The sequence below is a fragment of the Alteromonas sp. G4i35 genome, assembly GCF_054960375.1.
The window spans coordinates 1-26284 of record NZ_JBHNZD010000038.1; the positions used below are offsets into that span (position 1 = coordinate 1).

Below are 26284 nucleotides of genomic sequence, written 5' to 3' on the forward strand. Positions count from 1 at the left end.
GACTGCAATAAGCAGTCTTTTTTCGTCTAATGTTTTCGCAAAAACGTTATTCCCAAAGAGATACATAAATGGCAACCATTTCTTCAATGGTAGGGATGCGTGGATTGTTGCCGGGAGAACCTGATGCCAAAGCTTGTTCTGCCATTTTTGACGTCGCTGCAAAAAATGCCTCTTTATCAATACCGAAGTCGGCAGGCGTAGGTACCTGTAAATCTGCATTCAGTGCTTTTAGTTCATTGATGAGTTTTTGATTCGCCACCTCATCAGAGTCACTTTGCGTAGCAACACCCATGGCGCGAGCACATTGTGCATAACGCACTGATGCACTTGGAATAGAAAAGGCGGTAACCGCGGGCAACAACATGGCATTCGACAATCCGTGAGGCACATGGAACGCTGCACCGATAGGCCGGCTCATTCCGTGAACAAGAGCCACTGAAGCATTTGAAAAAGCAATGCCCGCGAGCGTTGAGCCCAGCATCATTGATTCTCTCGCCGTTTCATTTGTTGGGTCTGCAAATACAGTGCGTAGATTAGGCGCAATTAACGCCATGGCTGATAACGCCTGTGCATCACTGTAAAGATTGGCTTTGCGGCTAACAAACGCTTCAATAGCGTGAGTAAGCGCATCAATGCCTGTATCGGCTGTTACGCGGGCAGGCAAACTTTGCGTTAATGAATAATCGACCAGGGCTGCCGTTGGCATAAACCCTAAACCAACGCACAGCATTTTTTCTGTGGTATCTTCGTCGGTGATAATGGTAAATCGCGTTGCTTCTGAGCCCGTTCCCGCTGTTGTGGGAATAGCAATGATCGGCAGCCCCGCTTCATCTACAACCCGCGGGAATTTGTAGTCGCGCATTTCGCCGCCGTACTTACCCAAAATAGCGATGGCTTTTGCGCTATCAATGGGGCTTCCACCACCTAAAGCAATGATACTGTCATAAGCGTGGGTTTTGAACGCATCCACACCGCGATAAATAGACCTCACCGTGGGTTCTGGCACCGTATCTGAAAATACATCGGCGTGTATTCCTGCCTCTTCCAGCACTTTCACTATGGCAGCACTATATCCCAACTCAACCATAACCTTATCGGTAACTAATAAAGGTTTATGGCAGTTGAGTCCTTTTAGCGTTTCAGCAACCCGCTGACTCGCCCCTTTCCCTATGTGCATCACTCTTGGCAGAATAATTTGATGAGACATGATTCCCTCGCTGCGAATTCTTTTCATCAGCATACCTAGTACAACGCCCAAAGCAATGACAATGTAAAAATAATGTTACCACCCCACTTTCTCTTCAGCTTTCCTCCAGATACTTACAAGTGCATGGTTGTTTCTATTGCCAAGAGTTAATGGTGAATTATTAACATCACCGTACGTGAAATGAGTGATAGACTGGTAAGAACTTTTCTGTGGACTACGATTATGAAAAAACTCGGTATGATTTCGTTGCTTATAGCAATTATCGCTATAGCGATATGGCAATGGCCGAAGCCTGAAGCACCTTTACTTTCATCAAACAACGTCATGCCCGCCATGGAGAATTTGCCCGACAATTTCTTTGATACACAAGTAAACCCAGTACTAACACAGCGCTGTGTTGTCTGCCACGCCTGTTATGATGCGCCATGCCAACTGAAGATGTCATCTCCAGAAGGTATAGCCAGAGGTGCTAACAAAGAGAAAGTCTATGAAGGCACACGACTCACCGCTGCCCAACCCAATAGAATGTTTCTCGACGCTCACAACGTAGACGCATGGCGAGAGCGTGGCTTTTTCGACGTGCTCGAATCGAAAGAAAAACCTAACGCTTCACCGACCCAATCTTCGGTGCTAGCGCAAATGCTTTTACTAAAAAAACAGCACCCTTTGCCCAACACCGCTCATTTAGGTGACGGTTTCGATATAAGTTTAAATCGACAAAACCAATGCCCAACAATAGATAAAATGGGCGAATACATAGCAGACCAGCCCTTGGGAGGCATGCCCTACGCCTTGCCGGCGCTATCGGATTCTGAACATACTACGCTTATTCAATGGTTAAACCATGGTGCACCGTTACCGTCACCCAAGGCACTCTCACAAGAACTGAACGAGAAAGCATCTGACTTAGAAGCTTGGCTAAATGGGGATAGCAACAAGATGCAGCTTTCTGCACGTTATATTTACGAACACTTGTTTACGTCTCACCTCTATTTCGAAGATATTTCAGAAAAAGGTAAAACGCCGCAGTTTTTTAATCTAGTGCGCTCGCGCACACCACCCGGACAAGCGTTAGATATTATTGCTACTCGCAGACCCTTCGACGATCCAGAGGTCGAGCGCGTTTACTATCGTCTACAGCCAGTGCATTCAACTATCGTGAGTAAAACACATCAAGCTTACGCCATTAATAAAACACTGATGGACAAATGGCAATCGTGGTTTGTCGACGCAGAATTTTCTGTAGAAACATTGCCATCATACAAACCCCAAGTGGCGGCCAACCCATTAACGGCCTTTACCTTATTGCCAGTAGAAAGTCGTTATCGATTTATGCTTGAGCGCGCGCAAAACACCATTATGGGTTATATCAAAGGTCCCGTGTGCAGAGGACAAGTCGCGCTTAACGTCATTAACGATCGATTCTGGGTGTTCTTTGTCGACCCAGACATTGCAGCATCTGAAAAAGTAAATGCTTTTTACGCTTCTCAAAAAGAAAACCTCCACCTTCCCGCTGAAAAAGATAGCTCAGCCCTTGCGGTAAACTGGGTTAAATACGCAAAGCGCCAAGGCGAATATATGCGTGCAAGAACCACCTTTTTGAACAATGAATTCAAAAATGAAGAGCATTTAAGCATGTCGAGTATATGGGATGGCGACGGCGATAATACCAATGCCAGCTTAACCGTATTTCGTCATTTCGATAATGCCACAGTTGTTAAGGGGATGGTTGGCCAGCCCACTAAAACAGCATGGGTGATTGACTATGCCTTGTTAGAGCGCATTCACTACTTGCTTGTGGCTGGCTTTGATGTTTACGGTAATTATGGCCATCAGTTATTGACCCGTTTGTACATGGATTTCTTGCGCATGGAAGGTGAATCGAACTTCCTTAATCTACTTCCTCCAACTACCCGCCATGACCTTCTTGACGATTGGTATCAAAACGCAAGCCCTGAACTTACCGATTATTTGGAAGGTGATATCAACAGTTTCGAACAACTTTCTGGCATAGCGTTCGAAACAGATAATCCTCAACAAGAACTTTATCAATTGTTATCGCAATACTTGGCCAAGGTTCAACCGAACGCCTCAACCTACAACAAACGTTTGCTATCAGCTGAACAGTTCGAAGCATTAGAGCGCTTAGATTCGCTTCCTGCTCAACAAGCGACGTTGATGCCTGAAACTACCATGATTGTGATTCAAGACGACAAAAACCCAGACAACATTGATGTATTCACTGCCCTTAGAAATAGCGCGCATTACAATGTAAATAGCCTATTTGAAGAAGAGGAAAACCGGGAGCCTTCTAAAGATTCAATCACGCTAGTTCATGGTTTGTTGGGCAGTTACCCTGACGCTTTCTGGTATATCAATGCCTCAGAAATAACGTCTTCGATTGAGAAGCTTAAATCCATTAAAAGCGAAGCCGATTACAAGGCCTTGCTCGACGATGTTGGCATGCGCCGAACCAACCCTAACTTTTGGGCGTTTAGTGATAAGTTAATGCGATGGTCTAGCGAGCGCTATCCTATTGAAGGCGGTCTTCTCGACTATAATCGGTTAGAAGATCGCTAAACCTTGCGCTGTGTGCCGTTTTACGCTTTTCTTTTGCAAAAAACCTGTGCTAATGTCCAACCATTGGAAATGAAAGGACATTAGCATTCCATGCCCTATCAAACCGTTGCTTTAATTGGAAAACCTCAGCACGCTGCAACCCACGACAGCCTGAACATTCTTGCCGAATATTTATTGGCAAAAGGCTGTAAATTATTGGTTGAGGAAAGTATTGCTGAAGAACTTGAAACCGAAAACTTCAAAAGCTGTAACCTTGTCACTATTGGCAAAGAGGCTGACCTTGCCGTTGTGGTAGGCGGTGACGGCAGCATGCTTGGTGCAGCACGTGTGCTCGCTCGCTTTGACATTCACGTTGTCGGTGTAAACCGCGGAAATCTCGGCTTTTTAACTGATATCCACCCCGATGATATTGTTCAACAACTTGACCTTATCTTTAACGGTGAATGCGTAGTAGAAGAGCGCTTCTTACTTGAAGTAGAAGTTTATCGACACGAAAAGCTTAAAAGTAACAACTCTGCTGTAAACGAAGTGGTACTTCACCACGGAAAAGTTGCCCATATGATGGAATTTGAAATTTACATCGATGAGCAATTTGTATTCAGTCAGCGCAGCGACGGATTAATAGTAGCCACACCTACAGGTTCAACGGCTTACTCTTTATCAGCGGGCGGCCCTATTATTATGCCCAAGCTAGATGCACTTACGTTGGTACCCATGTTTCCTCACACACTTAGCAGCCGTCCAATCGTTGTTGATGCTGACAGTCAGGTATCGATGAAAGTATCAAAGGTTAATAGTGACTCGCTACAAGTGAGTTGCGATAGCCATATTGTTCTGCCGGTGCTACCTGGCGATGAAATTCGAATAAACAAAAGCGTAGACAAACTCCATCTTGTTCACCCTAAGGGCTACAGCTACTTCAATGTACTTCGTAAAAAGTTAGGTTGGGGTAGTAAGCTTTACTAACCTCTCTGCTCCATTTAGTTGATTCCATGTGCATTTATTACATAAGCCTGTAGCATTTTCTTGATTGCTACAGGCTTGAAAAATAAAGATTTTTTAATCTTCTCTAATTTCCTTAACGAAAACCAAGACTTATAGAAATATAAGTTTTCGGCATACCTGTTGCACCTATTACAACAAGTCGTCAGCACAAGGTCTTTGTTTTTTGGCCTAAATGATGTTTCGCATCCCGCTGACTTATTTGCATTCAATAGGAGATATCATGAGTAACACCAATATCAAATTTACAGCCCCTGGAATGGATAACGATGCAGCTGCCAAAACAATCAAGGTATTGGATCAGCGATTGGTTGCACTATTAGATTTACAGTTAACGTTGAAGCACATTCATTGGAATGTAGTAGGACCAAATTTTATCGGTGTGCATGAAATGTTGGACCCGCAGGTAGATGCGGTACGCGAAATGACCGACACAATTGCAGAGCGAATTGCTACATTAGGTGGCGTACCGAAAGGTACACCAAAAGCCATTGTTGAAGGCCGCAGCTGGAATGATTATGAGTTGGGTAAAGGTTTAGTACTTGACCACCTTAAGGCGCTGGATGCTGTATATGACGGTGTAAATGGTGACCATAGAAAAGCGTTAGAGCTTTTAGGTGAAATTGACCCAGTATCGGAAGATATGATCACCGGCCAACTTGCAGATTTAGAACAGTTCCAGTGGTTTGTGCGCGCGCACATAGAGTCTGGCAGCGGCGAGCTACAGCAATAATGTATAATTGCTGGTAAACCACATAGTCATTCGGACTACCTGCTATTTAATTGAAATTGAATTTTAAGGAGAGCTTACGCTCTCCTTTTTGCTATCAGGTTCTCTACTGCGTTGTGGAATTGTTTACCGCTTGCTTTTGAGTTATTCAGCTACTTAGCATTGAGCTAATTTACTACTGTATAACCACTGTAACGAACGCATCTAGCGCAGCCTATTATTAATGGGTTACTCATAACCACTCCTTTTTAAAACGCTCTATACAATATTGATTTCTTTAAACTTTTCACAATCCACTTTAATTTTTAAGTAAAATATTTACGACTTAACTTTACACAGAAAAAATACTGTATATATTATCAGTTACTGTATATATCATCATGTTCAACTTTTTTCGAGTGTGGTTATGTTAGCGCATCTTTCTATTTCTAATTTTGCTGTTGTAAAACAATTATCAGTTCAACTGGAAAACGGGTTGACTGCTATAACCGGCGAAACCGGTGCAGGTAAATCAATTGCTATTGATGCCTTAAGCTTGTGCTTAGGCGAGCGTGCCGACGCAAATGCGGTGCGAAAAGGTAGTGCAAAAGCGGAGATCATTGCTCACTTTTCTTTGAACGGCAATGTATTAGCTAAAGCCTTCCTCGATGAACATGAGCTCACCTCAGATGAAGATGAGAATAGCTGCTTTATTCGCAGAGTTATTTCAAAGGAAGGCCGTTCAAAAGCTTTTATCAACGGTATTCCCGCCTCACTTCAGCAGTTAAAAGGCTTAGGCCAGTTTTTGTTGGCCATTCACGGTCAAAATACTCACCTACAGTTGCTGAAAGAAGACCATCAAAGGGAATTAGTTGATGGTTACGCTAAGCACGACGACATGTTAGCGCAAGTTAAAGAAACCTACTCTCTTTGGCGTGATAAGCAACGAACGTTAAAGGCGCTTCAAGAACAAGCACAGCAGCGCGAAGACAGAATTCAGCTGTTAACTTATCAGGTTCAAGAACTTGATGAATTCGCCATTGAAGAGGGTGAATTTGAAGAGTTAGAAATAGAGCACAAACGCCTGAGTAACGGGCAAAGCCTTTTAGAGCAAGCACAGACCAGCGTATACAATTTATATGAAAGCGATGAAGGCAACGCACTGTCAGTTATACAAAGCAGTATTGAACGTTTAGGCGAATTAGAGGCGCACGACGCTAGTTTAACGCCAATCATTGCAATGCTTAATGATGCAGCAATTCAAGTAGAAGAAGCGGCAGGAGAGCTACGTAGCTACTGCGATCACTTAGAGATCGATCCACTTCGCTTACAGCAAGTTGAGGCGCGCTATGCGAAGGCGATGGAACTTGCCCGTAAACATACTGTGATGCCAGAAGGACTTTATCAGCATCACCAAGAGCTAGCCGCCGAATTCAATGCTTTATCGGAACAGGAAACACTGTTAGGTACGCTTGAAGGCGAAGTAGAAGAAGCACGTGCAACGTATTTAACCGCGACCAAAGCGCTTTCTGAGAGCAGGCAACGTGCTGCTGGTAAGCTAAGCGAAGATATTGAAGTGCAAATTCGCCAAATGAATATGCCCCACGCAAAAGTGGATATTCAGATTCAATACGACGAACTTAAGAAGCCGGTGAGCACAGGTCTAGATACCGTAGAATTTAAAGTGTCTACCAACCCTGGTCAAGATGCAGACAAATTAGAAAAAGTCGTATCAGGTGGTGAACTTTCTCGTATAGGACTGGCTATTCAGGTTATCGCGAGCGGCCATCACGCTACCCCTACTATGATTTTCGATGAAGTCGATACGGGCATTAGCGGCCCAACAGCATCAATCGTTGGCGGGCTTTTACGTAAATTAGGTAAACAATCGCAAGTAATGTGTGTTACCCATCTACCTCAAGTAGCGGCACAGGCACATAATCAATTGTTTGTTACCAAGCTTACCGACGGGGAAAGTACTGAAACCCAGATGTTGGCGTTGACGAAGCAAGACAGGATCGATGAGCTTGCAAGACTATTAGCCGGTGATAAAGTAACCAAATCGGCGCTAGCGAATGCAAAAGAACTGCTTAAAAGCGCAGCATCGAACTAAAATGCAGTTGATTGGTCCTAGTTGTCAATGTAGCATGCCTTCGCGCTTGCAATAAAACAGTCTCGAAATTCGCTTTAGCGAAGTTCATTGACACTAACAAAGGCAATACTGGACAAATTAACGCATGAAGTTGCAACACCTATTAGTAATTCTTGGTATCACACTAACATCAACCGCTTGCTCGAACTGGATTTATCGAATCGACGTTCCTCAAGGAAACTTCCTTGATCAAAGAGATGTGGAAAAGCTGCGCGTTGGAATGACAAAAGAACAAGTTATTTATGTACTAGGTAACCCTGTTGTTCAAGACTCATTCGACGATGACACTTGGTACTACGTTTACGATATGAAGCGCGGTATGAAAAAGCGTGGTGAAGATTTTCAAAAGCAAATGGTGATTAACTTTGTAGACAACAAAGTGACAACGGTTGAAGGTGACTTCGAGTTATCTGAAGACTTCAATACACCGCTTGATAACTAAGCAATTTTAAAAAGGTAGCGATTTCACGCTACCTTTTTTTGTTTCTAATACCCTTCTTAAAGACGCCTGTTTTTAGAAATATGTCGCTTACCCAATTGAGGTCTATATGGAACACAGTTTTTGGCACAGTAAATGGCAAAAAAATGAAATTGGATTTCACGAGCCTGAGGGCAATGCGCTTCTCGTAAAATATTCATCGTTTTTGATTGGCGACAATAGCCCTAGCTCATCATCAAGCCGCATATTTGTCCCACTTTGTGGTAAGACCCGTGACATTGGTTGGCTACTGGCTCAAGGTTGTGAAGTAGTTGGTGCTGAACTAAGCGAGGTTGCTATTACACAATTGTTTGAAGAGTTAGGCGTCGAGCCTACCATTTCCACTTCCACTAACGGTAAGGTGTACGCAAAAGACGGCTTGACCATATTTGTAGGCGATATATTCAAACTTACATCAAGCGACATAGGTGATGTTACGGGTGTTTACGACAGAGCGGCATTGGTGGCCCTGCCTAGTCCACTTCGCGAACAATATTCTGCACACTTAATTGAGATCACTCAATGTGCGCCACAGCTTATCATTTCTTTTGATTACGACCAAAACGAAATGGCTGGCCCTCCATTTAGCGTTAATGAAAAGACCGTTGATTCTCTTTACTCTGCCGATTACAACATTCAAAGGCTAGAACGCTCAGTGCTTGAAGGCGGTTTGAAAGGCAAAGTAGACGCTGATAATTTAGTCTTTGCGCTATCGGCAAAATAGGCGTTTTTCTTGCTTTTTGTGGCCGACAAATACTATTTAAAACAAAATGCAGTTTATTCCGAGCTTAGAGTTAAAAAGCGAGGGTCAAGCAATGCCATATGGCATTGCTTTGAATTGCGGCTAGAGGCCAAGTAGCGCTTCTACGCCAAACAATAACGCACCTATAAGCCCGCCTACAATCGTGCCATTAATGCGCACTTTTTGAAGATCGCGACCAATGTTTAGCTCCACCTGCTGTGCCATTTCACGTTCATCCCAACTATTGATGGTGTCGCGTATGTGACGTGTTAGAAATTCAGCCAGCTCAGGCGCCATATATTTTGCTGCTTCTCCAATGTGCTTATTGAACGCCTTTGCTAGTTCTGTATCTTGCGTTAACGTAGTGCCCAAGTCCTTTAGAAGTCCAGATACTTTGGTCTCAGCTTTACCATTTGGCTCTTCAAGAACCGCTAACAACCATTGATGAAACTTAGCCCATGACTGCTGAACGTATGCGTTTAACGCTGGGTCGTTGATGATTTTTTCGCGGAAGTTGTTTACCTTTTTCTCCATTAACGGACTGTGCTGTAATTCATAAAGAAACTCATGTACTTGCTCGTCAAACGCATGGCGGATGGGGTGGTGCTCATCCGCATATATATCTTCTAAGATACTTGAAACAGCTTTAACCGCAATTAACGCCCCCTGCTCGCTTAACCAGCTAGAGGGTAATAACTTTTCAATACGACTGTATTCGGTTTTCAACCAAACCACTAAAGTGTCTGCTATGTAGATTTGGGTTTCTGGCTCTGCGAGCAGTTTGGCCAGTTTTCCCAGCACTCTATCAAGGACAACCTGGTGCTGACGTTCTTTCGTCACAGCGCCCAACGAGGTCGCCATCAACTGTCTAAGATCAAGTTGGTTAATGCCCTTCTGTGCTGTTTTAGTGATAAATGCTTTAACAGGTTTATCATCAAGCACGCGCAGAACACCTGCAAAAGCATCACATAGAAAGCGACTTAACCGGGTAGCGTTTCTCTCTTGTGACAACCATCTTCCTGCGCCTTTGGCTGGGTCACTGTTTCGAATAAGCCGCTCTATCGCTTCAGGATGAAAGAATTTCTCTTTAACGAACAAAGACAAGTTATTAGCAATAACAGACTTGTTACTTGCTACGATATTGGTGTGCGGAATGGGGTATTGAGCAGGAATTGGCTTAAACAGTGCAGTTACGGCAAACCAATCAGCAAGGCCGCCGATAAGCGCCGCCTCGCTGGCCATTTTAATAAGCCCCAGCCACCATGCACCTTCCAAACTTGAATAAAATTTTGGAATTAATATTGTTCCGATAAAAACACTTGCAGCAAAAATTAAACAGGCCAAAGCTAGCCTTTTCGCCTTGTTTAACTGCGTGTATTTGTCCTGCATCTACTACTCCATTCAAAGTATTCGTCCAGCATTGAGACCGATTTGCACTGCACCGACTTCCTTAGCAAAAAGTACTTTTAAGGCCATATTTATAGAAAACCTAAAGTAGCTAGCATCCCATATTCAATTTTAAGGATGCAAACACCAGGCCTATTCAAAAAAAGCCCAGCATTTACTTTCCACCTGTCCTCGCCGGACACACACTCAAATAATCCACTTTTTACCTGTCCACTCTGGACACACACTTAAATGATTATATTTGGCCTCTTTGCTCTTTGGGCATCCTCTTGACCTCCATATACTTGTCAATCACGCTTCTACTATCAAGTGACTGTCCATTCCTGTACTGCTGGCGCTTCTGCAACTGTTAGCAAGTGTCTGTCCACTACTGTACTGCATTTATCAGCTACAGCACCTTCTTTGCTTTTAAATGAGTGTCTGTCCAATTCTGTACCATGCTTTATTTTAATAATCGAATAGTGAATTGGTCAGATTCGCAATGCGTTAGTCGATGAGGCAATTTAGTGAGGAATTTCACTAGCTTAAATGTTTCAGGTTCTTACAAAAAATGCATAACCCCATGATTACATTGAATTTTAATGAGTGGCACGAAATATGATAACACTTGCTATGCAGGTAAAGATTTCAGTAAAACTTTAGAAAAAAATGATATAACACAGTGACATAAGCGTGTTATTCATCACACTCACCAAACACTTTAGGATATAAGAATATGAAAAAGTCTATTATTGCCAGTGCAGCTATGCTGCTATCAGCTTCATTACTTACGGGCTGCGTTATCCATGTTGGCGACGCTAGTGCATTAGAAGGCAGTGACTTCAGTTCTATTCTAGGCAATATTGACATAGCTGAAGGGAAGCACGCTGGCGATATTTCTTCTGTTAATGGCAATGTGGAAATTAGCGATCATGGTGGCGCGGATGAAGTCAGCATCGTTAACGGAAATCTTGAAATGGGTAGCCATGTGTCTGTCCGAAATATCGACATTGTAAATGGCGATGTAAGTGCATCTTCACACCTCAGTGTGCTTAAGGGTGTAGAGACCGTGAATGGAAATGTTACGCTTCCTACGCAAAGTGCAATTGGCGGTAGCGTTGAAACAGTGAATGGAGACATAACAGCCGTCGATACAACCATTGAAAAACACATCAAAACACTCAACGGCGATATTACTTTGTCTGGCTCTTCTCACATTTTAGGCGATATCGTATATAAGGAAAGTGAAAGCGCTTGGGGCAAGAAATCAGACAACAAACCTACCCTATCGATTAGTGCATCGGTTACTGTGGACGGCAGCATTGTTTTGCACCGCCCTGTCAACTTAGACATTGAAAGCGATGAACTAAAACAAAAAGTCATTGTAAGCTACGGCAGTGCACAGTAACGTATTGGCTTAATCATTTAAGCTTACCTACTGGAAATGCATGACTGAACAAGAAAAGATGCTTGCTGGCGATTTATACTTTCCGTCAGACAAAACATTATCGGCATTGCGCAAGCAATGCCGTATGCAATTAGACGAGCTCAACACAACTTGTCAAAGTGACCACAAAAAGCGTACAAGACTACTAAAAGCGCTGTTTGGTAGTACTGGAAAAAGGCTTTACATTGAGTCTTCATTCAAATGTGATTACGGCGAAAATATTCACGTAGGCGAAAATTTTTTCGCTAACTTCAATTGTGTGATTTTAGATGCAGCGAAGGTCACGATAGGTGATAACTGCATGATTGCGCCTCAAGTCGGTTTGTACACCGCTACGCACCCATTAGATCCTGTACAAAGGGCAACCGGCATCGAGTTCGCCAAGCCCATTACTATTGGCGATAATTGCTGGATTGGTGGTATGGCGGTCATAAACCCTGGCGTAACGTTGGGAGACAATGTGGTTGTGGCCTCTGGCGCGGTGGTAACTAAGTCTTTTGGCGACAATGTGGTCATAGGTGGTAACCCCGCCAAAGTCATCAAAGAAATAGAGCAAGCCGAATAGAGCATGTGATGTTTTCGGTATCACATGCCTTAAAAAACACCTTTACACGAGTCCATACCAAGTCACATCTATCGATTTAATCTGAACCGGTAATTCAAAGACTCTTCAATGGCCGCCATTAGTACCTCAAAGGCGGCCCCTGACTTTAGCCTAGTACACAGAGCTAGGTAAAATTAAACGCTATCCCGTTAGTAGTCTAAAGACAAACGCGCTCTTTAAATCGTTAATCCCAGTCTGGAGCAAAATCTGGGTTTACAATTCGGTCGCCGTTATCTTGGTCATCAATAAGCGCGAGCTCTGAATCAGTTAAATGTACACCACCGTAAGCTAAATTCTCTGCCAAGTGTACTTTACTGGTTGATGAAGGGATTGCGTAAATGTGACGTTTCTCCATCCACGCCAGAACAACTTGCGCTGGCGTCGCATCGTGGTTTTGCGCTATTCGCAATAACGTTTCGTCCTTCATTACTTTTCCTACCGCAAATGGCATATATGCAGTCGCTTTTATGCCTTTTTCCTTACACGCTTCAACAACTTTCTTATTTTGCATGAAAGGATGGATTTCAATTTGGTTGGTGTAAATCTCGCCTTTACCAAGAACCTTTTCGGCCTTATCTAACAAATCAATAGTGAAATTAGACACCCCAATATGACGAGTAAGCCCTTGCTCTTTCGCCTTCGCAAGATTGCCTAAGTAACTTTCGAGTGAAATATCATTGCCAGGATATGGCCAATGGATAAGAAGCAAATCAACATATTCTAGCTTCAGCTTTTCTAAGCTTTCGTGAACACTTGGAATAAAATGAGCATCGCCCAATGACTCGTGCCACACCTTGGTGGTGACAAACAGTTCGCTTCTATCAAGGCCGCTGGTTTTTATGGCATCACCAACTTGTGCTTCGTTGTCATAAAATTGTGCGGTATCAATGTGTCTGAAACCAACCTCTAGCGCTTTACTGACTGACTCACGGGCCTCGTCACCTTTCAACCGAAACGTTCCCATTCCTAACTGAGGCATATCTTTCATTACTCTCTCCTTTTCCGTTTTGGTCTTACCCTACTTGACGTAGCAGCTTCACACTTTGCTACGCCATCGCTTAGAAAGAAGATCGTAATCATCGTGACTGAAATCAGATTTAAATGGGGGACAAACCTAGTGATTACGTTGAAGAATGCACGTCACTGAAATAAAAAAGCCGCTAGCGAACGCTTGCGGCTTTGAGTAATCACTTACACGTCAAGAATAAATTAACTATTACTTACGTTTGGCGGGACGCCCAGCTCGTTTATTTAAGCCTTGTTGCTTACGCACTTTATGCTTTTTAACCGAGCGACGCATGCGACTTAAACGCGCGTGGTCAAGTTTGCCCTGGCGCACATTAACCATAGTTTGCGTTTCATCCGGCAGTTGAACATGGCTACGAAGCGCGTTCACGTCTTCTAATCCTAGTTCTACCCACGCACCTTGGGGTAGACGCTTTTGCAATTCAATTGGGCCATACTTAACACGGATCAAACGGCTTACCTGCACGCCTTGCGACTCCCAAAGACGACGCACTTCGCGGTTACGCCCTTCTTTCAACGTTACGTTGTACCAACGGTTCATGCTTTCATCTTCAGCATGCTGCGGCGTAGGCGCACCTGAAATTGTCAGGAACTTTGCTTCGCCGTCTTCCAGCTCTACACCTTTTTGAAGGGTATGTAGTGTTTTGCCTGTTACCTCACCGAATACACGTACTGCGTATTCGCGTTCTACTTCGCACTTAGGGTGCATTAGGCGGTTGGCTAATTCACCATCGTTGGTGAATAACAGCAGGCCACTGGTGTTCATGTCTAAACGACCAACGGTGATCCAGCGCCCTAATCGAATAGCGGGTAGACGGTCAAATACCGTATCGCGACCTTCAGGGTCGTGACGGCTACACAATTCACCTTCGGGTTTGTTGTACATCAACACACGGCAAATTGGCTGTTCTGTTTGACGAGATAGCAAATGACCATCAACACGAATTTGTGCGGTGTGATCGACTCTATCTCCTAATGTTGCTTTGGTGCCATCGACCGATACTCGGCCTTCTTCAATCCAACGTTCCATTTCTCGTCGCGAGCCTAGCCCTTGGTTAGCCAGTACTTTTTGCAACTTTTCAGTCATGGGTTTTCACTCTTTAATTGCTTGTTTACGGTCGCACGGTCTATTCGGACGGTGCCTCATTTAACACCTTAAGCGGCGAGTCTGACGCAACGCTTTCAGCCATGTTTTCGAAAGCATCAGCATTGGGCAAATCGCTCAACGACGTCATCGAAAAATAGTCTAAAAAGCCTTTGGTAGTTGCATAAAGTGCTGGTCGCCCAGGCACTTCTTTGTGGCCCACTACCTTTACCCAGTCTCGTTCTGTGAGTGTCTTTATAATATTACTGCTTACCGCCACGCCCCTGACCTGCTCTATTTCTCCGCGGGTTATAGGTTGACGATAGGCAATGAGTGCCAAGGTTTCGAGCATTGCTCTAGAATACTTTGGCGCATTTTCCTGCCACAATTTGCTTAACCACGGGCTTAACGCATCTAACGATTGAAAGCGATAGCCACTTGCTACTTCCACCAGCTGAATGCCTCTGGGCTGATAGTCTAACTTTAGCTCGTTAATCACCTTACTCAAGGTTCTATCAGCGACGGTAAACTCATTGAGTACCATTTCTTTTAAATGCTGCTTTGAAATAGGTTTATCAGCAACAAATATTGCTGCCTCTACCAATTGTTTAAGCTGCGCCGTGTTAATTTTCTTCATGGGCACCTAATTTTACATGAATTTTTGCATAAGGACCTGCCTGAATGCATAAAATTAGCTGTTCTTTTACTAATTCTAAAATTGCTAAGAAGCAAACCACTACCCCAGCTTTACCTTCTTCAACCGTAAATAGGCGTTCAAGTGGCGTATATTCTGTTGTTGTGAGTAACGACAAGATGAGCGACATGCGCTCTCGCGTGCTCAGTGCTTCCCGTGCAATGGTATGGTGTTCAAACGCTTCAGCGCGCTTCATGGCCGCACTGAACGCCAATACAATTTCAGCTAAAGACACATCGGGCTCAATGCGAATTGGCGCCACATTCTCACTTAGTTCAACGTGAGTGGTGAAAATATCCCGTTCAAGTCTAGGCTGAATATCTAAATCTTCTGCCGCTTGCTTTACTAGCTCGTATTCTTTTAGCCGGCGAATAAGCTCTGCGCGAGGGTCTTCTTCTTCGTCAGAATCGTCACTGCGTTTAGGCAATAGAAGCCTGGACTTAATTTCTGCCAATATGGCTGCCATCAGCAAGTACTCTGCCGCCAGCTCTAATTTTAGCGACATCATGGCATCCACATACTCCATATACTGCTTGGTAACATCAGCGATGGGCAGTGTGGTGATATCAAACTTTTGTTTTCTAATCAGATAAAGCAGTAAGTCGAGCGGCCCTTCGAAGGTTTCTAATATGACCTCTAAGGCATCGGGGGGAATGAAGAGATCTTCAGGCTTTTCAATTAGCGCTTCGCCATTAATAAACGCAAGTGGCAACGGCTGCTGAACAGGTGTCGAAAGCCCCTTCTCAATAGAGGCGTCATTATCGTTATTATTGTCTTCAACAAACTCTGACACAGTTCCACAACCGTTTTTACGCGCTAACAAAGCGGCGATTATTGATATTATTATTTACGCGTTCACGCGAGAACTTGCAGCGCTTCGCTGCAAACTGAAGCGCTACAGGCCTTAGAAACTTAGCTTACGGTTTCCTACTATAACTCCCACCTGCAACTAGCAAAAGAAGCTATTTAAAATAACCTATTTAAAACAGTCTCTTCAAAAAGTCAGCCTAACGAAAGTTACTCAAAGGGAGACGGATCGCCCGTGCCATGTCGCACAATTACCGGCGTGTCTTCCGACAAATCAACCACGGTAGTGGGCTGCTCTCCAATGTAACCACCGTGAATAATAAGCCCTACTTGCTTTTCTAAGTTGTCGCGAATGACATCTGGGTCTGATTCGGCCATGGTGTTACCTGGCAAAATCAAAGACGTAGACATCAATGGTTCGCCCAGCTCTTCCAATAATGCAAGTGCAATGGCGTTATCGGGCACGCGAATACCTATGGTTTTACGTTTAGGATTTTGCAAACGCTTTGGTACTTCGCGGGTCGCTTTCAACACGAAGGTGTATCGCCCTGGTGTGTTGTTCTTAATTTGCCTGAACGCCGTGTTGTCTACCTTTGCGTAAATTGATAGCTCAGACATGTCTCGACACATTAAGGTAAAGTTGTGATCTTTATCGATTTGACGAATACGACACAACTGCTCAAGCGCCTTTTTGTCTTCCATTTGGCAACCTATGGCGTAGCCTGAGTCTGTCGGATACACCACCACTGCCCCCTCTCGAATTAACTCACAAGCCTGACTAATTAGGCGCTTTTGCGGGTTGTCGGGGTGCACATAGAAAAATTGACTCATAATTACTTCCTTTTCTTAAACGCGCAGAACGATACTACTTTGCCAACGGGGTAAGTGTCAGTCCACTTGTTGAGCTTGCTGGTTAAGCTCGTTGGTAAAACTCGCTTTTAAGCTTTTTACCAACCAACTCTCGGCATTTTAATTAGCTATAGCGCTCATCAACCGTACGTGAACCATTTGCCTTACCTTGCCCATTTATACCCAGAGCTTAGTAAATTAGATTTTCTTAGCTTTCAGCCGTCAGCCCTTCAAATTGTTTCCAATTATGCCATACGGGTGTGAGCTTACTGCTAATGCCGAGGTTCTTACCCAGCTCAGTCCAACGAGACGGAAAGTGAAAATCAGAGCCCGCCGATGCTAGTAACTGATGGGTTTGTGCAAGCTCATTAATAAGCTCTTGTTTGGTTTTATTGATACCTGGAAACGCAGTTTCAATGGCATCGCCACCGGCTTGTTCGAACAAGGCCACCAAACGCCGTAGCCACTTCGCTGTCATATCATAATGAGCAGGATGAGCCAGTACTGCTTGTCCACCTGCATCGTGTATCCACTCGATAGCCGTTTCGATACTTGGCCACTCTGCTTTAACTGCAGCTCGTTTGCCTTTGCCAAGATACTTCTTAAACGCGGCGTCCATACTTGGCACACCGTAGTTGTTTACTAATACGCGCGCAAAATGCGCCCGTGTCACCTGGCCAACGCCCGCTAGCGCTTTTGCTCGCGTTAGAACACCTTCAAACCCACACTTTTCGAGCTTATCAGCAATTTTTTCAGCTCGGGCTTCTCGGGTTTGAGACTGGCCTTGCAGCCGCTCAAGAAACGTTGGGCAGTGTCTGTCCACATTTAATCCAACTATATGGATATCGAAACTGTGCCAAGTGGTGGAAATTTCAACACCATCAATAATGGTTAAAGCACGTTTTTGCTTCGATTGAGTGGCATGTGCTTCTTCCAAACCGGCTACGGTATCGTGGTCGGTAACGGCAAGCGCATCCACCTGCATGGTGTGTGCGCGAAGGATTAATTCTTCTGGCGTTAGGTGGCCATCAGAGAATTTTGTATGACTGTGTAGATCTATTTTCAATGTCTTATGCAAATTTTAGGTTGACACAAACGGCAATTTGTTTTCTTCTATACACACAAAGTATACGTACTAACCGCTTCAAATCCTATTGAAGTTTGGAAAAACAACGAGTAATTCATGCATTCATACAATATTTCAACAGCAATGACAGTTGCAGCTTGGTGGTGGCACTCCCTAACTTAACGGGCGGTGTGCACTGTAGTGCGTGAATGAATACACATAAAGGCCCGTTTATACGGGCCTTTTTTTTGTCTTTTTGCAGTTGGAGAGTAGCAAAAATGAGTTTAGCGGAACTGGGGATTTCTCCAGGTAAGGTAGAGACAATTGAGCAGGTGGGACACTATGTCGATGATCCACTTGCCGCGTTTGCCCACCTTTGTGGCAATAAAAATAACGCATTGCTTTTAGAGTCGGCAGAAATTGATTCTAAAGACGATTTACAAAGCTTGTTAATGGTTGACGCAGCACTGCGCATGGAATGCCGGGGCAATCGTGTTGAAGTGAAAGCACTGACAGGCAACGGCGCTTCAGTGTTACCTTTATTTGTTGACCACGCCCCTGACGGCCTACACATCAAAGAAAGGACAGACACTTCAATTACGCTGGTGTGTGATAAGGCTGACGGTGAACTTGACGAGGACAGTCGCTTAAAGGCCGCAAGCGTAATGGACGCGCTTCGCATTGTTATCAATAAGATAACGCCAATCCGCCAACATCCCCACGCGGTTTTCTTAGGCGGTGTATTTGCCTACGACATGCTAGCAGGCTTTGAAAAACTACCCGATGTTGCAGAAGGTGAAAATGACTGTCCAGACTTTGTGTTTTACTTGGCAGAGACCTTAATTACCGTTGACCACCAAACCCGCGAGACACATTTAATTGGCAGTGTTTTTAGCGGACAAGACGTTGCCCAGCAATACTTTGCCATTGCTCAGCGCTTGGAAGCAATTCATCAGCAGCTACACGATATGCCCGCTGAACCAGTGCTAGTAGGTGTAAATACAGTAAAGATTGTTGATGTAGAAAGTGAAGCACAAAGCGGACAGTCACTCGTTTCCGACTCAGAAAACTCAAACGAAACCGAAAACGGACAGTCACTTTCTTCTTTTGACCCAAGCGTTGAAGTTAGCGTTAATTTAAGTGATGAACAGTTCTGTAATCATGTGCTGGACTTAAAACAGCACATTTTAGCCGGCGATATTTTTCAGGTTGTGCCCTCGCGCACATTCTCTCTCCCCTGCCCGTCGCCGCTACTTGCTTACGCTAAACTTAAAGAATCAAACCCAAGCCCTTACATGTTTTACATGCAAGATGCCGCTTTCAGCATATTTGGTGCCTCTCCCGAATCAGCGCTTAAATACGAAAGAGAAAGTAATCAGGTAGAGATCTACCCGATTGCCGGTACCCGTCCACGTGGCAAGCGCCCTGATGGCAGTATCGACAGAGATTTAGACAGCCGTATTGAGCTTAACCTTCGCGAAGACACCAAAGAAAAGTCTGAGCACATTATGCTGGTTGACCTTGCTCGAAACGATGTGGCAAAGGTGAGTCGCCCAGGCACGCGCTATGTGAAAGACTTGCTAAAAGTTGACCGTTACTCTCACGTGATGCACTTGGTGTCACGCGTGGTTGGCCAGCTACGTGACGACTTAGATCCACTGCACGCTTATCAAGCCTGCATGAACATGGGCACCCTGGTTGGCGCACCAAAAGTAAGCGCAGCGACGTTAATTCGTGAAGTAGAGAAAAAACGCCGCGGCAGTTATGGCGGCGCGGTTGGCTACTTGAATGGTCAAGGCGATATGGACACTTGTATAGTCATTCGCTCAGCGTTTGTGAAAAACGGCACGGCTTATATTCAAGCGGGTGCAGGTGTAGTATATGACTCGGTTCCACAAGCTGAAGCTGATGAAACCCGCGCTAAGGCACAAGCGGTAATTGGTGCAGTAAAAGCAGCGCTACAAGAAGAAGCTGAAAGTATCAACGTTGCATTAAATGAAGGAGGCAACGCATGAATCAGCAAGTGACCACCCTATTTTTGCTCGACAATGTAGACTCATTTACCTACAACCTTGTGGACGAACTGCGCACCTTAAACCTAGACATTAAAGTCTATCGCAACACGGTTTCAGCAAATGCTCTGTTTGAAAGAATGCAGGAACAAGCAACGAAAGGCCCAGTGCTTCTTATGCTGTCGCCAGGCCCAGGTGCACCAAGTGAAGCTGGCTGTATGCCTGAGCTACTTAAAAAAGTACACGGCGTGTTCCCCGTAATTGGTATTTGTTTAGGCCATCAAGCTATTGTTGAGCATTACGGCGGCACCGTAGGTCGCGCCAGCCAAGTTATGCACGGCAAATCTTCTGCCATTACTCATTCTGAAGACGCTATGTTCAAAGGCTTACAGCAACCCTTACATGTAGCACGCTACCACTCTTTAGTGGCACATTCATTGCCTGAAAACCTTACTGTGTGCGCATCTACCGTGAACGACGACGGAAGCAAAGCAGTAATGGCAGTTTACAATAGCGAAGATCGCATGTTGGGTTTCCAATTTCACCCAGAATCTATTTTAACAGCCCACGGCAGTTTGCTGTTAAAGCAAAGTATTGACTATTTAACGTTACAGGGAGCGAACCATGCTTAACGCAGGCCCTCTACTAGAACAAATTATGTTGCGAGAATCACTGTCGCAAACCGAAGCATACAGCTTGTTTAACAGCATCATGCACGGTGAGCAAAGCGAAGTGATGATTGCTTCAGTGCTGACTGCGCTGAAAATGAAAAAAGAATCTCCTAGCGAAATTGCGGGTGCAGCGAGTGCCATGGTTGCCAATGCACTGCCCTTTCCCACACCGTCTTATGAGTTTGCAGATATCGTTGGCACAGGCGGTGATGGCCACAACACCATTAATATTTCCAGTGCAGCCGGTGTAGTTGCCGCATCTTGTGGCGTGAAGGTGGCGAAACACGGTAATCGCAGTGTATCGAGTAAGTCTGGTTCTGCTGATTTGTTTCGCCAGTTTGGTCTTAATTTAGAAATAAGCCCAGAAACTTCCCGCAAGTGCTTAGATGAAGCAAATTTCACATTTCTTTTTGCGCCGGTTTATCACGCAGGTATGCGTCACGCAGCCCCCGTGCGCGCTGCGATGAAGACAAGAACCTTGTTTAATATACTGGGGCCACTGGCAAACCCTGCGGGTCCAACTCACGGCGTTTTCGGCGTATACTCACCTGAACTGCTTGAACCTTACGCAAAAACCCTTATGCTGCTTGGCCAACACCGCGCAATGATAGTGCATGGCGATGGCTTGGATGAACTGGCGCTTCACGGCGAATCAATGATTTACGACCTTGAGCATGGCGATATTCGCAAGCTTACCGTTACCGCCGAAGACTTCGGTTTACCTCATTATCCTCTTTCTGCAATTGAGGGCGGTGAACCTGAAGAAAACAGACAATTTGTTGAAGCAGCGCTAAACGGCGAAGGTAAAGAGGCGCACCGTGCCGCTATCGCCATGAACTGTGGGGCACTGTTGAAAGTAACCGGCAAAGCCTCAACCTTCAAAGAAGGGGCTGAAATGGCGATGAACGCTATGGCCGAAGGGTTACCCATGCAGTTATTAACGAAGGTTGCCAAAATTACTCAGGAGGTAAGCACGAATGGCTAATGTGCTTGAGAAAATTGTTGCAGACAAACGAGAAGAAGTGGCCGCACGCAAAGAAGCACTGCCGCTAGAAAGCTTCAAGGCGAATCTAGTTCCTTCTGAAAAGAGTTTATTTGCGGCACTTAGTGAGCCAAATGCAGGCTTTATCTTCGAATGCAAAAAAGCATCGCCTTCAAAAGGCCTTATTCGAGAGCATTTCGATTTAGACGAGATCTTAGCGGCTTACACGCCTTATGCTGCCGGTATTTCTGTGCTGACAGACGAGAAGTACTTCCAAGGTAAATTTGAGTACTTAGCTTATGTTACTGAGCGTGTTGCTCAGCCTGTGCTTAACAAAGATTTCTTCGTTGATACCTATCAAGTGTATCTAGCCCGTCACTATAATGCCGACGCAGTGCTATTAATGCTTAGTGTGCTAAATGATGACGAATATCGAGAGTTGGCAAGCGTTGCCAATGCTCTGTCATTAGATATTCTTACCGAAGTAAGTAATGAAGAAGAAATGGAGCGCGCTATTGCCCTTGAAGCCAACATCATTGGTATCAATAATCGCAACTTACGCGACCTTTCTACCGATTTAGCGACCACCGAACGCCTTGTGCCCATGCTTGAAAAAGCCACGCACGACTACGTGGTTATTTCAGAGTCGGGCATATACACACACCAAGACGTGCTTCGTTTAGCGCCTGTATCCCAAGGCTTTTTGGTGGGCAGTGCGTTAATGGCAGAGTCTGACCTACCGCGCGCTGTGAAAACGTTAGTGAATGGCGCAGTTAAAGTATGCGGGCTTACCAACCCCGAACAAGCGCAAATGGCGTTTGATAAAGGCGCTAGCTTTGGCGGGCTTATCTTCGCTGAAAAATCGCCACGCTGTGTGAGCGAAGCACAGGCTTTGACTATAACGCAGAGCGTTGACGGTGCTTTTGTTGGTGTGTTCGTTAATCACGACATTGATGAAGTGGCATCACTCGCCGCCTTGCTCAACCTTTTTGCAGTGCAGCTTCACGGCAGCGAAGATGACACCTACATTTCAGCGCTTGCTGCCAAGCTTCCAGAAGGTTGTGAAATTTGGAAAGTCGAAGGTGTTAAAGCAACCTCTTCTGACGCACTTCCAGACGCAGTGGACAGACACTTAAAAAATAGCCTTGTAAGCCGTGTTCTTCTGGATTGCCAAGTCGGTGATGCCAAAGGCGGTACAGGCGAAGCGTTCAATTGGCAGCTATTAAACGATATCGAAGCGAAGCATAAGTTAGTGCTTGCTGGCGGTATTAACGCCCAGAATGTTGTAGAAGCTATTGCAACCGGCTGTGGTGCTATTGATGTGAATTCAGGCGTAGAAACCGCACCCGGCGTGAAAAGCGAAGAAAAACTCGACGCGCTTTTTGCCATTTGCCGCCGTTACTAATTTAAATACAGGACAACGTAATGAACCAGTTAGATACAAAATTTGGTGAATTTGGTGGCATGTACGTGCCCGAGCTACTTATTCCAGCACTAGACCAACTGGAAAAAGCATTTTTGGATGCCAAGGACGACCCGACATTTAACGAAGAGTTTTTATCTCTGTTAAAAGACTATGCGGGTCGCCCAACATCAATGACGTTAACTCGCAATCTGGTAAGTAACCCAAAGGTGAAGTTATACCTAAAGCGTGAAGACTTACTACACGGTGGCGCTCACAAAACTAACCAGGTGTTAGGCCAAGCGCTACTTACCAAGCGCATGGGTAAAAAAGAAGTTATTGCCGAAACAGGCGCAGGCCAACACGGTGTTGCAACCGCGTTAGCATGTGCATTATTGGGGCTTAAAGCACGTATTTATATGGGTGCGAAAGACGTTGAGCGTCAAGCGCCAAACGTGTTCCGAATGAAGCTTATGGGCGCAGAGGTTATTCCTGTAAATGCCGGTTCTGGTACGCTTAAAGATGCCGTAAACGAAGCCATGCGCGACTGGTCGGCAAACTATGATAAAGCCCACTATTTGTTAGGCACAGCCGCGGGCCCACACCCGTTCCCGACTATTGTTCGTGAATATCACCGTATGATTGGTGAAGAAACTCGTGCACAAATCATGGAAAAAGAAGGTCGCTTACCTGACGCCGTAGTAGCATGTGTGGGCGGAGGCTCAAATGCTATCGGTATGTTTGCAGACTTTATTGATGAGCCATCTGTACGCCTAGTTGGCGTTGAGCCTGCGGGTAAAGGTGTTCACACCAAAGAGCACGGCGCAACTATCGTGACGGGTACAAAAGGTATTCTTCACGGCGCTTACACCTTCATCATGCAAGACAAAGAAGGCCAGATTGAAGAGAGCTACTCAGTATCGGCTGGTCTGGACTACCCTGCTGTTGGCCCTCAGCATGCTTATCTTCACGACATTGGCCGAGCGGAATACGTGGCCGCAACCGACGAAGAAGCGCTGAATGCTTTTCAATTGCTTGCAAGAAAAGAAGGTATTATTCCTGCCCTTGAATCGTCGCATGCCTTAGCGCACGCGCTTAATATGGCAGATGAAGCGGAAGAAGAAACCATCATCGTAGTTAACTTATCAGGTCGTGGCGACAAAGATTTAGCGCACGTTATCAACATTTTAGGGGACGATTTATAATGGATAGATATGCACAAATGTTTGCAGGCCTTGATGAAAAGAACCAAGGCGCTTTCGTACCTTTCGTAATGGTGGGTGACCCCGATTTAGCGCAATCTGAAGCCATTATTTGTAAGTTAATAGAAAGTGGTGCAGACGCACTTGAGTTAGGTATACCTTACTCTGACCCCATCGCTGATGGACCTACTATTCAAGCTTCTGCCATTCGCGCTTTGGAGAGTAAAGTAACGGTAGCGGATTGCTTGGGCGTAATTTCACGAGTTCGCGCAAAATACCCAGAGGTGCCTATCGGCTTGCTACTTTATAGCAACTTGGTGATGGCCCAGGGTATCGAGAACTTTTACAACAAGGCGCAGGATGCAGGCGTTGACTCAATTTTGGTTGCCGACGTGCCAATTCGCGAGGCGGCACCTTTCCAGAAGGCAGCGGAAGCAACGGGCATTTCACAAATTCTGATTGCACCGCCGAATGCTACCGATGAAACCATGGAAAAAATCGGGGAATACTCAAAAGGCTACACATACCTGTTAGGCCGCGCGGGCGTTACTGGCGCAGAAACTGCGGCAAATGTTCCTGCTTCAGAGCTTATTGAGCGCTTGAATAAACACAAAGCAGCACCGGCATTGTTAGGTTTTGGTATTTCTACACCTGAACAGGTGAAATCTGCCATTGACGCTGGAGCCGCTGGCGCGATTTCCGGCTCGGCGACGGTGAATATCATTGCTGCTAATTTATCGGACAGTCACAAAATGCTAAGCGAGCTCGGCAGCTTCGTTGAAAGCATGAAAGCAGCTACGGCAAAAGGATAGACGTATGCTATATATGATTTGCGCAACCGATGTTGCGGACAGTTTAGAAAAACGCCTTGCTGCACGCCCTGCTCACCTTGAACGTTTGAATGCATTAAAAGATGCGGGCCGTTTAGTCATGGCAGGCCCTTTCCCTGCTGTTGATAGCCCAGATCCTGGCCCAGCCGGCTTTACCGGCTCTCTAGTGGTAGCAGAGTTTGATTCGCTAGAAGCTGCTCAAGTATGGGCAGACGCCGACCCGTACATCGAAGCTGGTGTTTATGAAAGTGTTGTAGTTAAACCTTACAAAAAGGTTTTGCCTTAGATTTTGAGCTAAGCGTTATATCGTAATTAATGTTAAATAGCGAAAGCCCCTTGAGACCGAAAAGTTCCGGTTTTAAGGGGCTTTTTTGTTGCTTCAACAATAATGAAGCTAACACTTATTTATCGAACTAGTGTGGACAGACACTCACTTGCTAGACTAACGAGGACACACACTCGTCAACTAGTGTGGACAGTCACTCATTTACTAAACTAATGAGGACACACACTCGTAATTATTTGCCAAGCTTCATACTGTTGATAATGGACAGTCACTTAATAATCAGCCAACAATCGTAATAAACAATCCCTTGTGGACAGACACTCGCTCCTCTAAGTATGTGTCCCAGCGCCTCGAAGCTTCGTCATAAAATTGGCCCATAATACTGCGTTTAAAGATCGACCTTTTCGTGTTCACCCATCTCTTCTGGCTTTACGGTTTTACCAGTAAGCACTTTAAACATGCCTTTGAGTGAAGGGTCTGCATCCCACACTTCTGCATCTATAAGTTCGAAGCGAAGCATTAATAAAGAAGGATCATCTCTACCTTTCTCGAACCATGCTTCTACTGGATTAGACCAGTATTTATCAATCACCTCTTTACGTGATTCAACAGTGAGATTGCCTCGGATACAAGCAAATACATCATGACCTTTGGATGCAAAATGAACCATGGCTTTTCCACCTTTAGCAATGCGGTTGTCTCGACTAGTGTAAAACCAAAACTCGCTATCAGCGTCTTTATCAAGTTGGGCGTACATAGGCTCGGCATGCATATCCTCGCCTACCAGACTTACCATTACTTTTGGACTATCTGACATTGCTTTCCACATTGTTTTCTTAATATCGCTAGACATAGCTCCTCCTTGTTGAAAATAAGTGTCTGTCCGACGTTACTATTGAATTGAGCAGTTGAACTAAACGCCTTATTTTAATTTTATTGATTCATATGAAGCTTATGCCTCGCACGTGGCATGCCAAAAAAGTCAATATCATCCCGCTCAGCTGCCAAAAGAGTTATTGAGAAACGTAAGCTCTTCACTACACACTAGTTAGGTACAGCTTTGGAC

At 45.0% G+C, this 26284-nt stretch carries 24 protein-coding genes; 15 read left to right on the plus strand and 9 right to left on the minus strand.

Translation table 11 applies throughout. The features are described 5' to 3' along the window. Positions 1-46 precede the first annotated feature (46 nt). Positions 47-1234, minus strand: coding sequence for an iron-containing alcohol dehydrogenase (locus ACFI6L_RS18900; protein ID WP_462574609.1), 1188 nt, complete (start codon positions 1232-1234; stop codon positions 47-49). 210 nt (positions 1235-1444) lie between these two features. Here ACFI6L_RS18900 and ACFI6L_RS18905 point away from each other — a divergent pair, with 210 nt between their 5' ends. From ACFI6L_RS18905 to tmpT, 6 genes are all read left to right on the plus strand, one after another. After that, on the plus strand, positions 1445-3787 hold the full coding sequence (locus tag ACFI6L_RS18905; protein ID WP_462574620.1) for a fatty acid cis/trans isomerase: 2343 nt from the start codon (positions 1445-1447) through the stop codon (positions 3785-3787). 90 nt (positions 3788-3877) lie between these two features. Continuing rightward, complete coding sequence (nadK, locus tag ACFI6L_RS18910) at positions 3878-4753, plus strand: NAD(+) kinase (protein WP_014948959.1); 876 nt, start codon at positions 3878-3880, stop codon at positions 4751-4753. A 259-nt stretch (positions 4754-5012) separates the two neighbouring features. Next, the gene (gene dps, locus ACFI6L_RS18915) at positions 5013-5522 is read left to right on the plus strand and encodes a DNA starvation/stationary phase protection protein Dps (RefSeq protein WP_014976104.1); all 510 of its coding nucleotides are present in this window, start codon (positions 5013-5015) and stop codon (positions 5520-5522) included. A gap of 403 nt (positions 5523-5925) precedes the next feature. Next, entirely contained in the window at positions 5926-7611 is a 1686-nt protein-coding gene (gene recN / locus ACFI6L_RS18920; protein ID WP_462574610.1) for a DNA repair protein RecN, read from the plus strand. A gap of 124 nt (positions 7612-7735) precedes the next feature. Beyond that, positions 7736-8092 (plus strand): outer membrane protein assembly factor BamE, encoded by a 357-nt coding sequence (locus tag ACFI6L_RS18925; protein ID WP_012517879.1) that lies wholly within the window; start codon positions 7736-7738, stop codon positions 8090-8092. A gap of 106 nt (positions 8093-8198) precedes the next feature. Then, positions 8199-8852 carry a thiopurine S-methyltransferase gene (gene tmpT, locus ACFI6L_RS18930; protein WP_061094672.1) on the plus strand — a complete coding sequence of 218 codons (654 nt, stop codon included), beginning with the start codon at positions 8199-8201 and terminating at the stop codon, positions 8850-8852. Between the two features lie 120 nt (positions 8853-8972). On the opposite strand, the gene ACFI6L_RS18935 is transcribed toward tmpT, so the two are convergent. Further along, positions 8973-10259, minus strand: coding sequence for a DUF445 domain-containing protein (locus tag ACFI6L_RS18935; RefSeq protein WP_061094671.1), 1287 nt, complete (start codon positions 10257-10259; stop codon positions 8973-8975). A 733-nt stretch (positions 10260-10992) separates the two neighbouring features. Here ACFI6L_RS18935 and ACFI6L_RS18940 point away from each other — a divergent pair. Beyond that, positions 10993-11664: a DUF4097 family beta strand repeat-containing protein gene (locus ACFI6L_RS18940; protein ID WP_462574611.1), complete on the plus strand. Its 672-nt coding sequence runs from the start codon at positions 10993-10995 to the stop codon at positions 11662-11664. A gap of 40 nt (positions 11665-11704) precedes the next feature. Next, positions 11705-12268, plus strand: a complete 564-nt coding sequence (locus tag ACFI6L_RS18945) for a sugar O-acetyltransferase (RefSeq protein ID WP_039225718.1) — start codon at positions 11705-11707, stop codon at positions 12266-12268. 223 nt (positions 12269-12491) lie between these two features. Here the strand turns inward: ACFI6L_RS18945 and dkgB are convergent, their stop codons facing one another. The 6 genes from dkgB to ACFI6L_RS18975 form a co-directional block, all read right to left on the minus strand. Then, complete coding sequence (gene dkgB, locus ACFI6L_RS18950) at positions 12492-13295, minus strand: 2,5-didehydrogluconate reductase DkgB (protein WP_462574612.1); 804 nt, start codon at positions 13293-13295, stop codon at positions 12492-12494. 228 nt (positions 13296-13523) lie between these two features. Then, positions 13524-14420 (minus strand): 23S rRNA pseudouridine(2605) synthase RluB, encoded by an 897-nt coding sequence (gene rluB / locus ACFI6L_RS18955; RefSeq protein ID WP_014948949.1) that lies wholly within the window; start codon positions 14418-14420, stop codon positions 13524-13526. Between the two features lie 40 nt (positions 14421-14460). Continuing rightward, complete coding sequence (gene scpB / locus ACFI6L_RS18960; RefSeq protein ID WP_462574613.1) at positions 14461-15054, minus strand: SMC-Scp complex subunit ScpB; 594 nt, start codon at positions 15052-15054, stop codon at positions 14461-14463. After that, positions 15041-15904, minus strand: coding sequence for a segregation and condensation protein A (locus ACFI6L_RS18965; protein ID WP_462574614.1), 864 nt, complete (start codon positions 15902-15904; stop codon positions 15041-15043). Before ACFI6L_RS18965 ends, scpB begins: the two co-directional genes overlap by 14 nt. Positions 15905-16128: 224 nt before the next feature. Beyond that, positions 16129-16749, minus strand: a complete 621-nt coding sequence (locus tag ACFI6L_RS18970; RefSeq protein ID WP_014948946.1) for an L-threonylcarbamoyladenylate synthase — start codon at positions 16747-16749, stop codon at positions 16129-16131. A 226-nt stretch (positions 16750-16975) separates the two neighbouring features. Further along, positions 16976-17833: a PHP domain-containing protein gene (locus ACFI6L_RS18975; protein ID WP_187446823.1), complete on the minus strand. Its 858-nt coding sequence runs from the start codon at positions 17831-17833 to the stop codon at positions 16976-16978. A 278-nt stretch (positions 17834-18111) separates the two neighbouring features. Here ACFI6L_RS18975 and ACFI6L_RS18980 point away from each other — a divergent pair, with 278 nt between their 5' ends. Genes ACFI6L_RS18980 through ACFI6L_RS19010 form a run of 7 tightly spaced genes read left to right on the plus strand, consistent with a single transcriptional unit; the run spans position 18112 to position 25218 of the window. After that, entirely contained in the window at positions 18112-19848 is a 1737-nt protein-coding gene (locus ACFI6L_RS18980; RefSeq protein ID WP_462574615.1) for an anthranilate synthase component 1, read from the plus strand. Continuing rightward, positions 19845-20477: an aminodeoxychorismate/anthranilate synthase component II gene (locus ACFI6L_RS18985; RefSeq protein ID WP_462574616.1), complete on the plus strand. Its 633-nt coding sequence runs from the start codon at positions 19845-19847 to the stop codon at positions 20475-20477. The genes ACFI6L_RS18980 and ACFI6L_RS18985 overlap by 4 nt, the downstream gene beginning before the upstream one ends. Then, positions 20470-21501, plus strand: a complete 1032-nt coding sequence (trpD, locus tag ACFI6L_RS18990; RefSeq protein WP_014948943.1) for an anthranilate phosphoribosyltransferase — start codon at positions 20470-20472, stop codon at positions 21499-21501. The genes ACFI6L_RS18985 and trpD overlap by 8 nt, the downstream gene beginning before the upstream one ends. Then, positions 21494-22903 carry a bifunctional indole-3-glycerol-phosphate synthase TrpC/phosphoribosylanthranilate isomerase TrpF gene (gene trpCF / locus ACFI6L_RS18995; RefSeq protein WP_462574618.1) on the plus strand — a complete coding sequence of 470 codons (1410 nt, stop codon included), beginning with the start codon at positions 21494-21496 and terminating at the stop codon, positions 22901-22903. The genes trpD and trpCF overlap by 8 nt, the downstream gene beginning before the upstream one ends. A gap of 20 nt (positions 22904-22923) precedes the next feature. Next, positions 22924-24105, plus strand: a complete 1182-nt coding sequence (trpB, locus tag ACFI6L_RS19000) for a tryptophan synthase subunit beta (RefSeq protein WP_014976090.1) — start codon at positions 22924-22926, stop codon at positions 24103-24105. After that, on the plus strand, positions 24105-24914 hold the full coding sequence (trpA, locus tag ACFI6L_RS19005; RefSeq protein WP_462574619.1) for a tryptophan synthase subunit alpha: 810 nt from the start codon (positions 24105-24107) through the stop codon (positions 24912-24914). Before trpB ends, trpA begins: the two co-directional genes overlap by 1 nt. 4 nt (positions 24915-24918) lie before the next feature. Continuing rightward, positions 24919-25218 (plus strand): YciI family protein, encoded by a 300-nt coding sequence (locus tag ACFI6L_RS19010; protein WP_239218352.1) that lies wholly within the window; start codon positions 24919-24921, stop codon positions 25216-25218. Between the two features lie 388 nt (positions 25219-25606). Here ACFI6L_RS19010 and ACFI6L_RS19015 read toward each other — a convergent pair whose 3' ends face one another. Continuing rightward, entirely contained in the window at positions 25607-26071 is a 465-nt protein-coding gene (locus ACFI6L_RS19015; RefSeq protein WP_239218354.1) for a pyridoxamine 5'-phosphate oxidase family protein, read from the minus strand. Positions 26072-26284: the final 213 nt, after the last annotated feature.

Coding starts and splice junctions, on each gene's coding strand:
- ACFI6L_RS18900 (WP_462574609.1), bottom strand. CDS start 1,234: ATGAAAAGAATTCGCAGCGAGGGAATCATGTCTCATCAAATTATTCTG.
- ACFI6L_RS18905 (WP_462574620.1), top strand. CDS start 1,445: ATGATTTCGTTGCTTATAGCAATTATCGCTATAGCGATATGGCAATGG.
- nadK (WP_014948959.1), top strand. CDS start 3,878: ATGCCCTATCAAACCGTTGCTTTAATTGGAAAACCTCAGCACGCTGCA.
- dps (WP_014976104.1), top strand. CDS start 5,013: ATGAGTAACACCAATATCAAATTTACAGCCCCTGGAATGGATAACGAT.
- recN (WP_462574610.1), top strand. CDS start 5,926: ATGTTAGCGCATCTTTCTATTTCTAATTTTGCTGTTGTAAAACAATTA.
- ACFI6L_RS18925 (WP_012517879.1), top strand. CDS start 7,736: ATGAAGTTGCAACACCTATTAGTAATTCTTGGTATCACACTAACATCA.
- tmpT (WP_061094672.1), top strand. CDS start 8,199: ATGGAACACAGTTTTTGGCACAGTAAATGGCAAAAAAATGAAATTGGA.
- ACFI6L_RS18935 (WP_061094671.1), bottom strand. CDS start 10,259: ATGCAGGACAAATACACGCAGTTAAACAAGGCGAAAAGGCTAGCTTTG.
- ACFI6L_RS18940 (WP_462574611.1), top strand. CDS start 10,993: ATGAAAAAGTCTATTATTGCCAGTGCAGCTATGCTGCTATCAGCTTCA.
- ACFI6L_RS18945 (WP_039225718.1), top strand. CDS start 11,705: ATGACTGAACAAGAAAAGATGCTTGCTGGCGATTTATACTTTCCGTCA.
- dkgB (WP_462574612.1), bottom strand. CDS start 13,295: ATGAAAGATATGCCTCAGTTAGGAATGGGAACGTTTCGGTTGAAAGGT.
- rluB (WP_014948949.1), bottom strand. CDS start 14,420: ATGACTGAAAAGTTGCAAAAAGTACTGGCTAACCAAGGGCTAGGCTCG.
- scpB (WP_462574613.1), bottom strand. CDS start 15,054: ATGAAGAAAATTAACACGGCGCAGCTTAAACAATTGGTAGAGGCAGCA.
- ACFI6L_RS18970 (WP_014948946.1), bottom strand. CDS start 16,749: ATGAGTCAATTTTTCTATGTGCACCCCGACAACCCGCAAAAGCGCCTA.
- ACFI6L_RS18980 (WP_462574615.1), top strand. CDS start 18,112: ATGAGTTTAGCGGAACTGGGGATTTCTCCAGGTAAGGTAGAGACAATT.
- ACFI6L_RS18985 (WP_462574616.1), top strand. CDS start 19,845: ATGAATCAGCAAGTGACCACCCTATTTTTGCTCGACAATGTAGACTCA.
- trpD (WP_014948943.1), top strand. CDS start 20,470: ATGCTTAACGCAGGCCCTCTACTAGAACAAATTATGTTGCGAGAATCA.
- trpCF (WP_462574618.1), top strand. CDS start 21,494: ATGGCTAATGTGCTTGAGAAAATTGTTGCAGACAAACGAGAAGAAGTG.
- trpB (WP_014976090.1), top strand. CDS start 22,924: ATGAACCAGTTAGATACAAAATTTGGTGAATTTGGTGGCATGTACGTG.
- trpA (WP_462574619.1), top strand. CDS start 24,105: ATGGATAGATATGCACAAATGTTTGCAGGCCTTGATGAAAAGAACCAA.
- ACFI6L_RS19010 (WP_239218352.1), top strand. CDS start 24,919: ATGCTATATATGATTTGCGCAACCGATGTTGCGGACAGTTTAGAAAAA.
- ACFI6L_RS19015 (WP_239218354.1), bottom strand. CDS start 26,071: ATGTCTAGCGATATTAAGAAAACAATGTGGAAAGCAATGTCAGATAGT.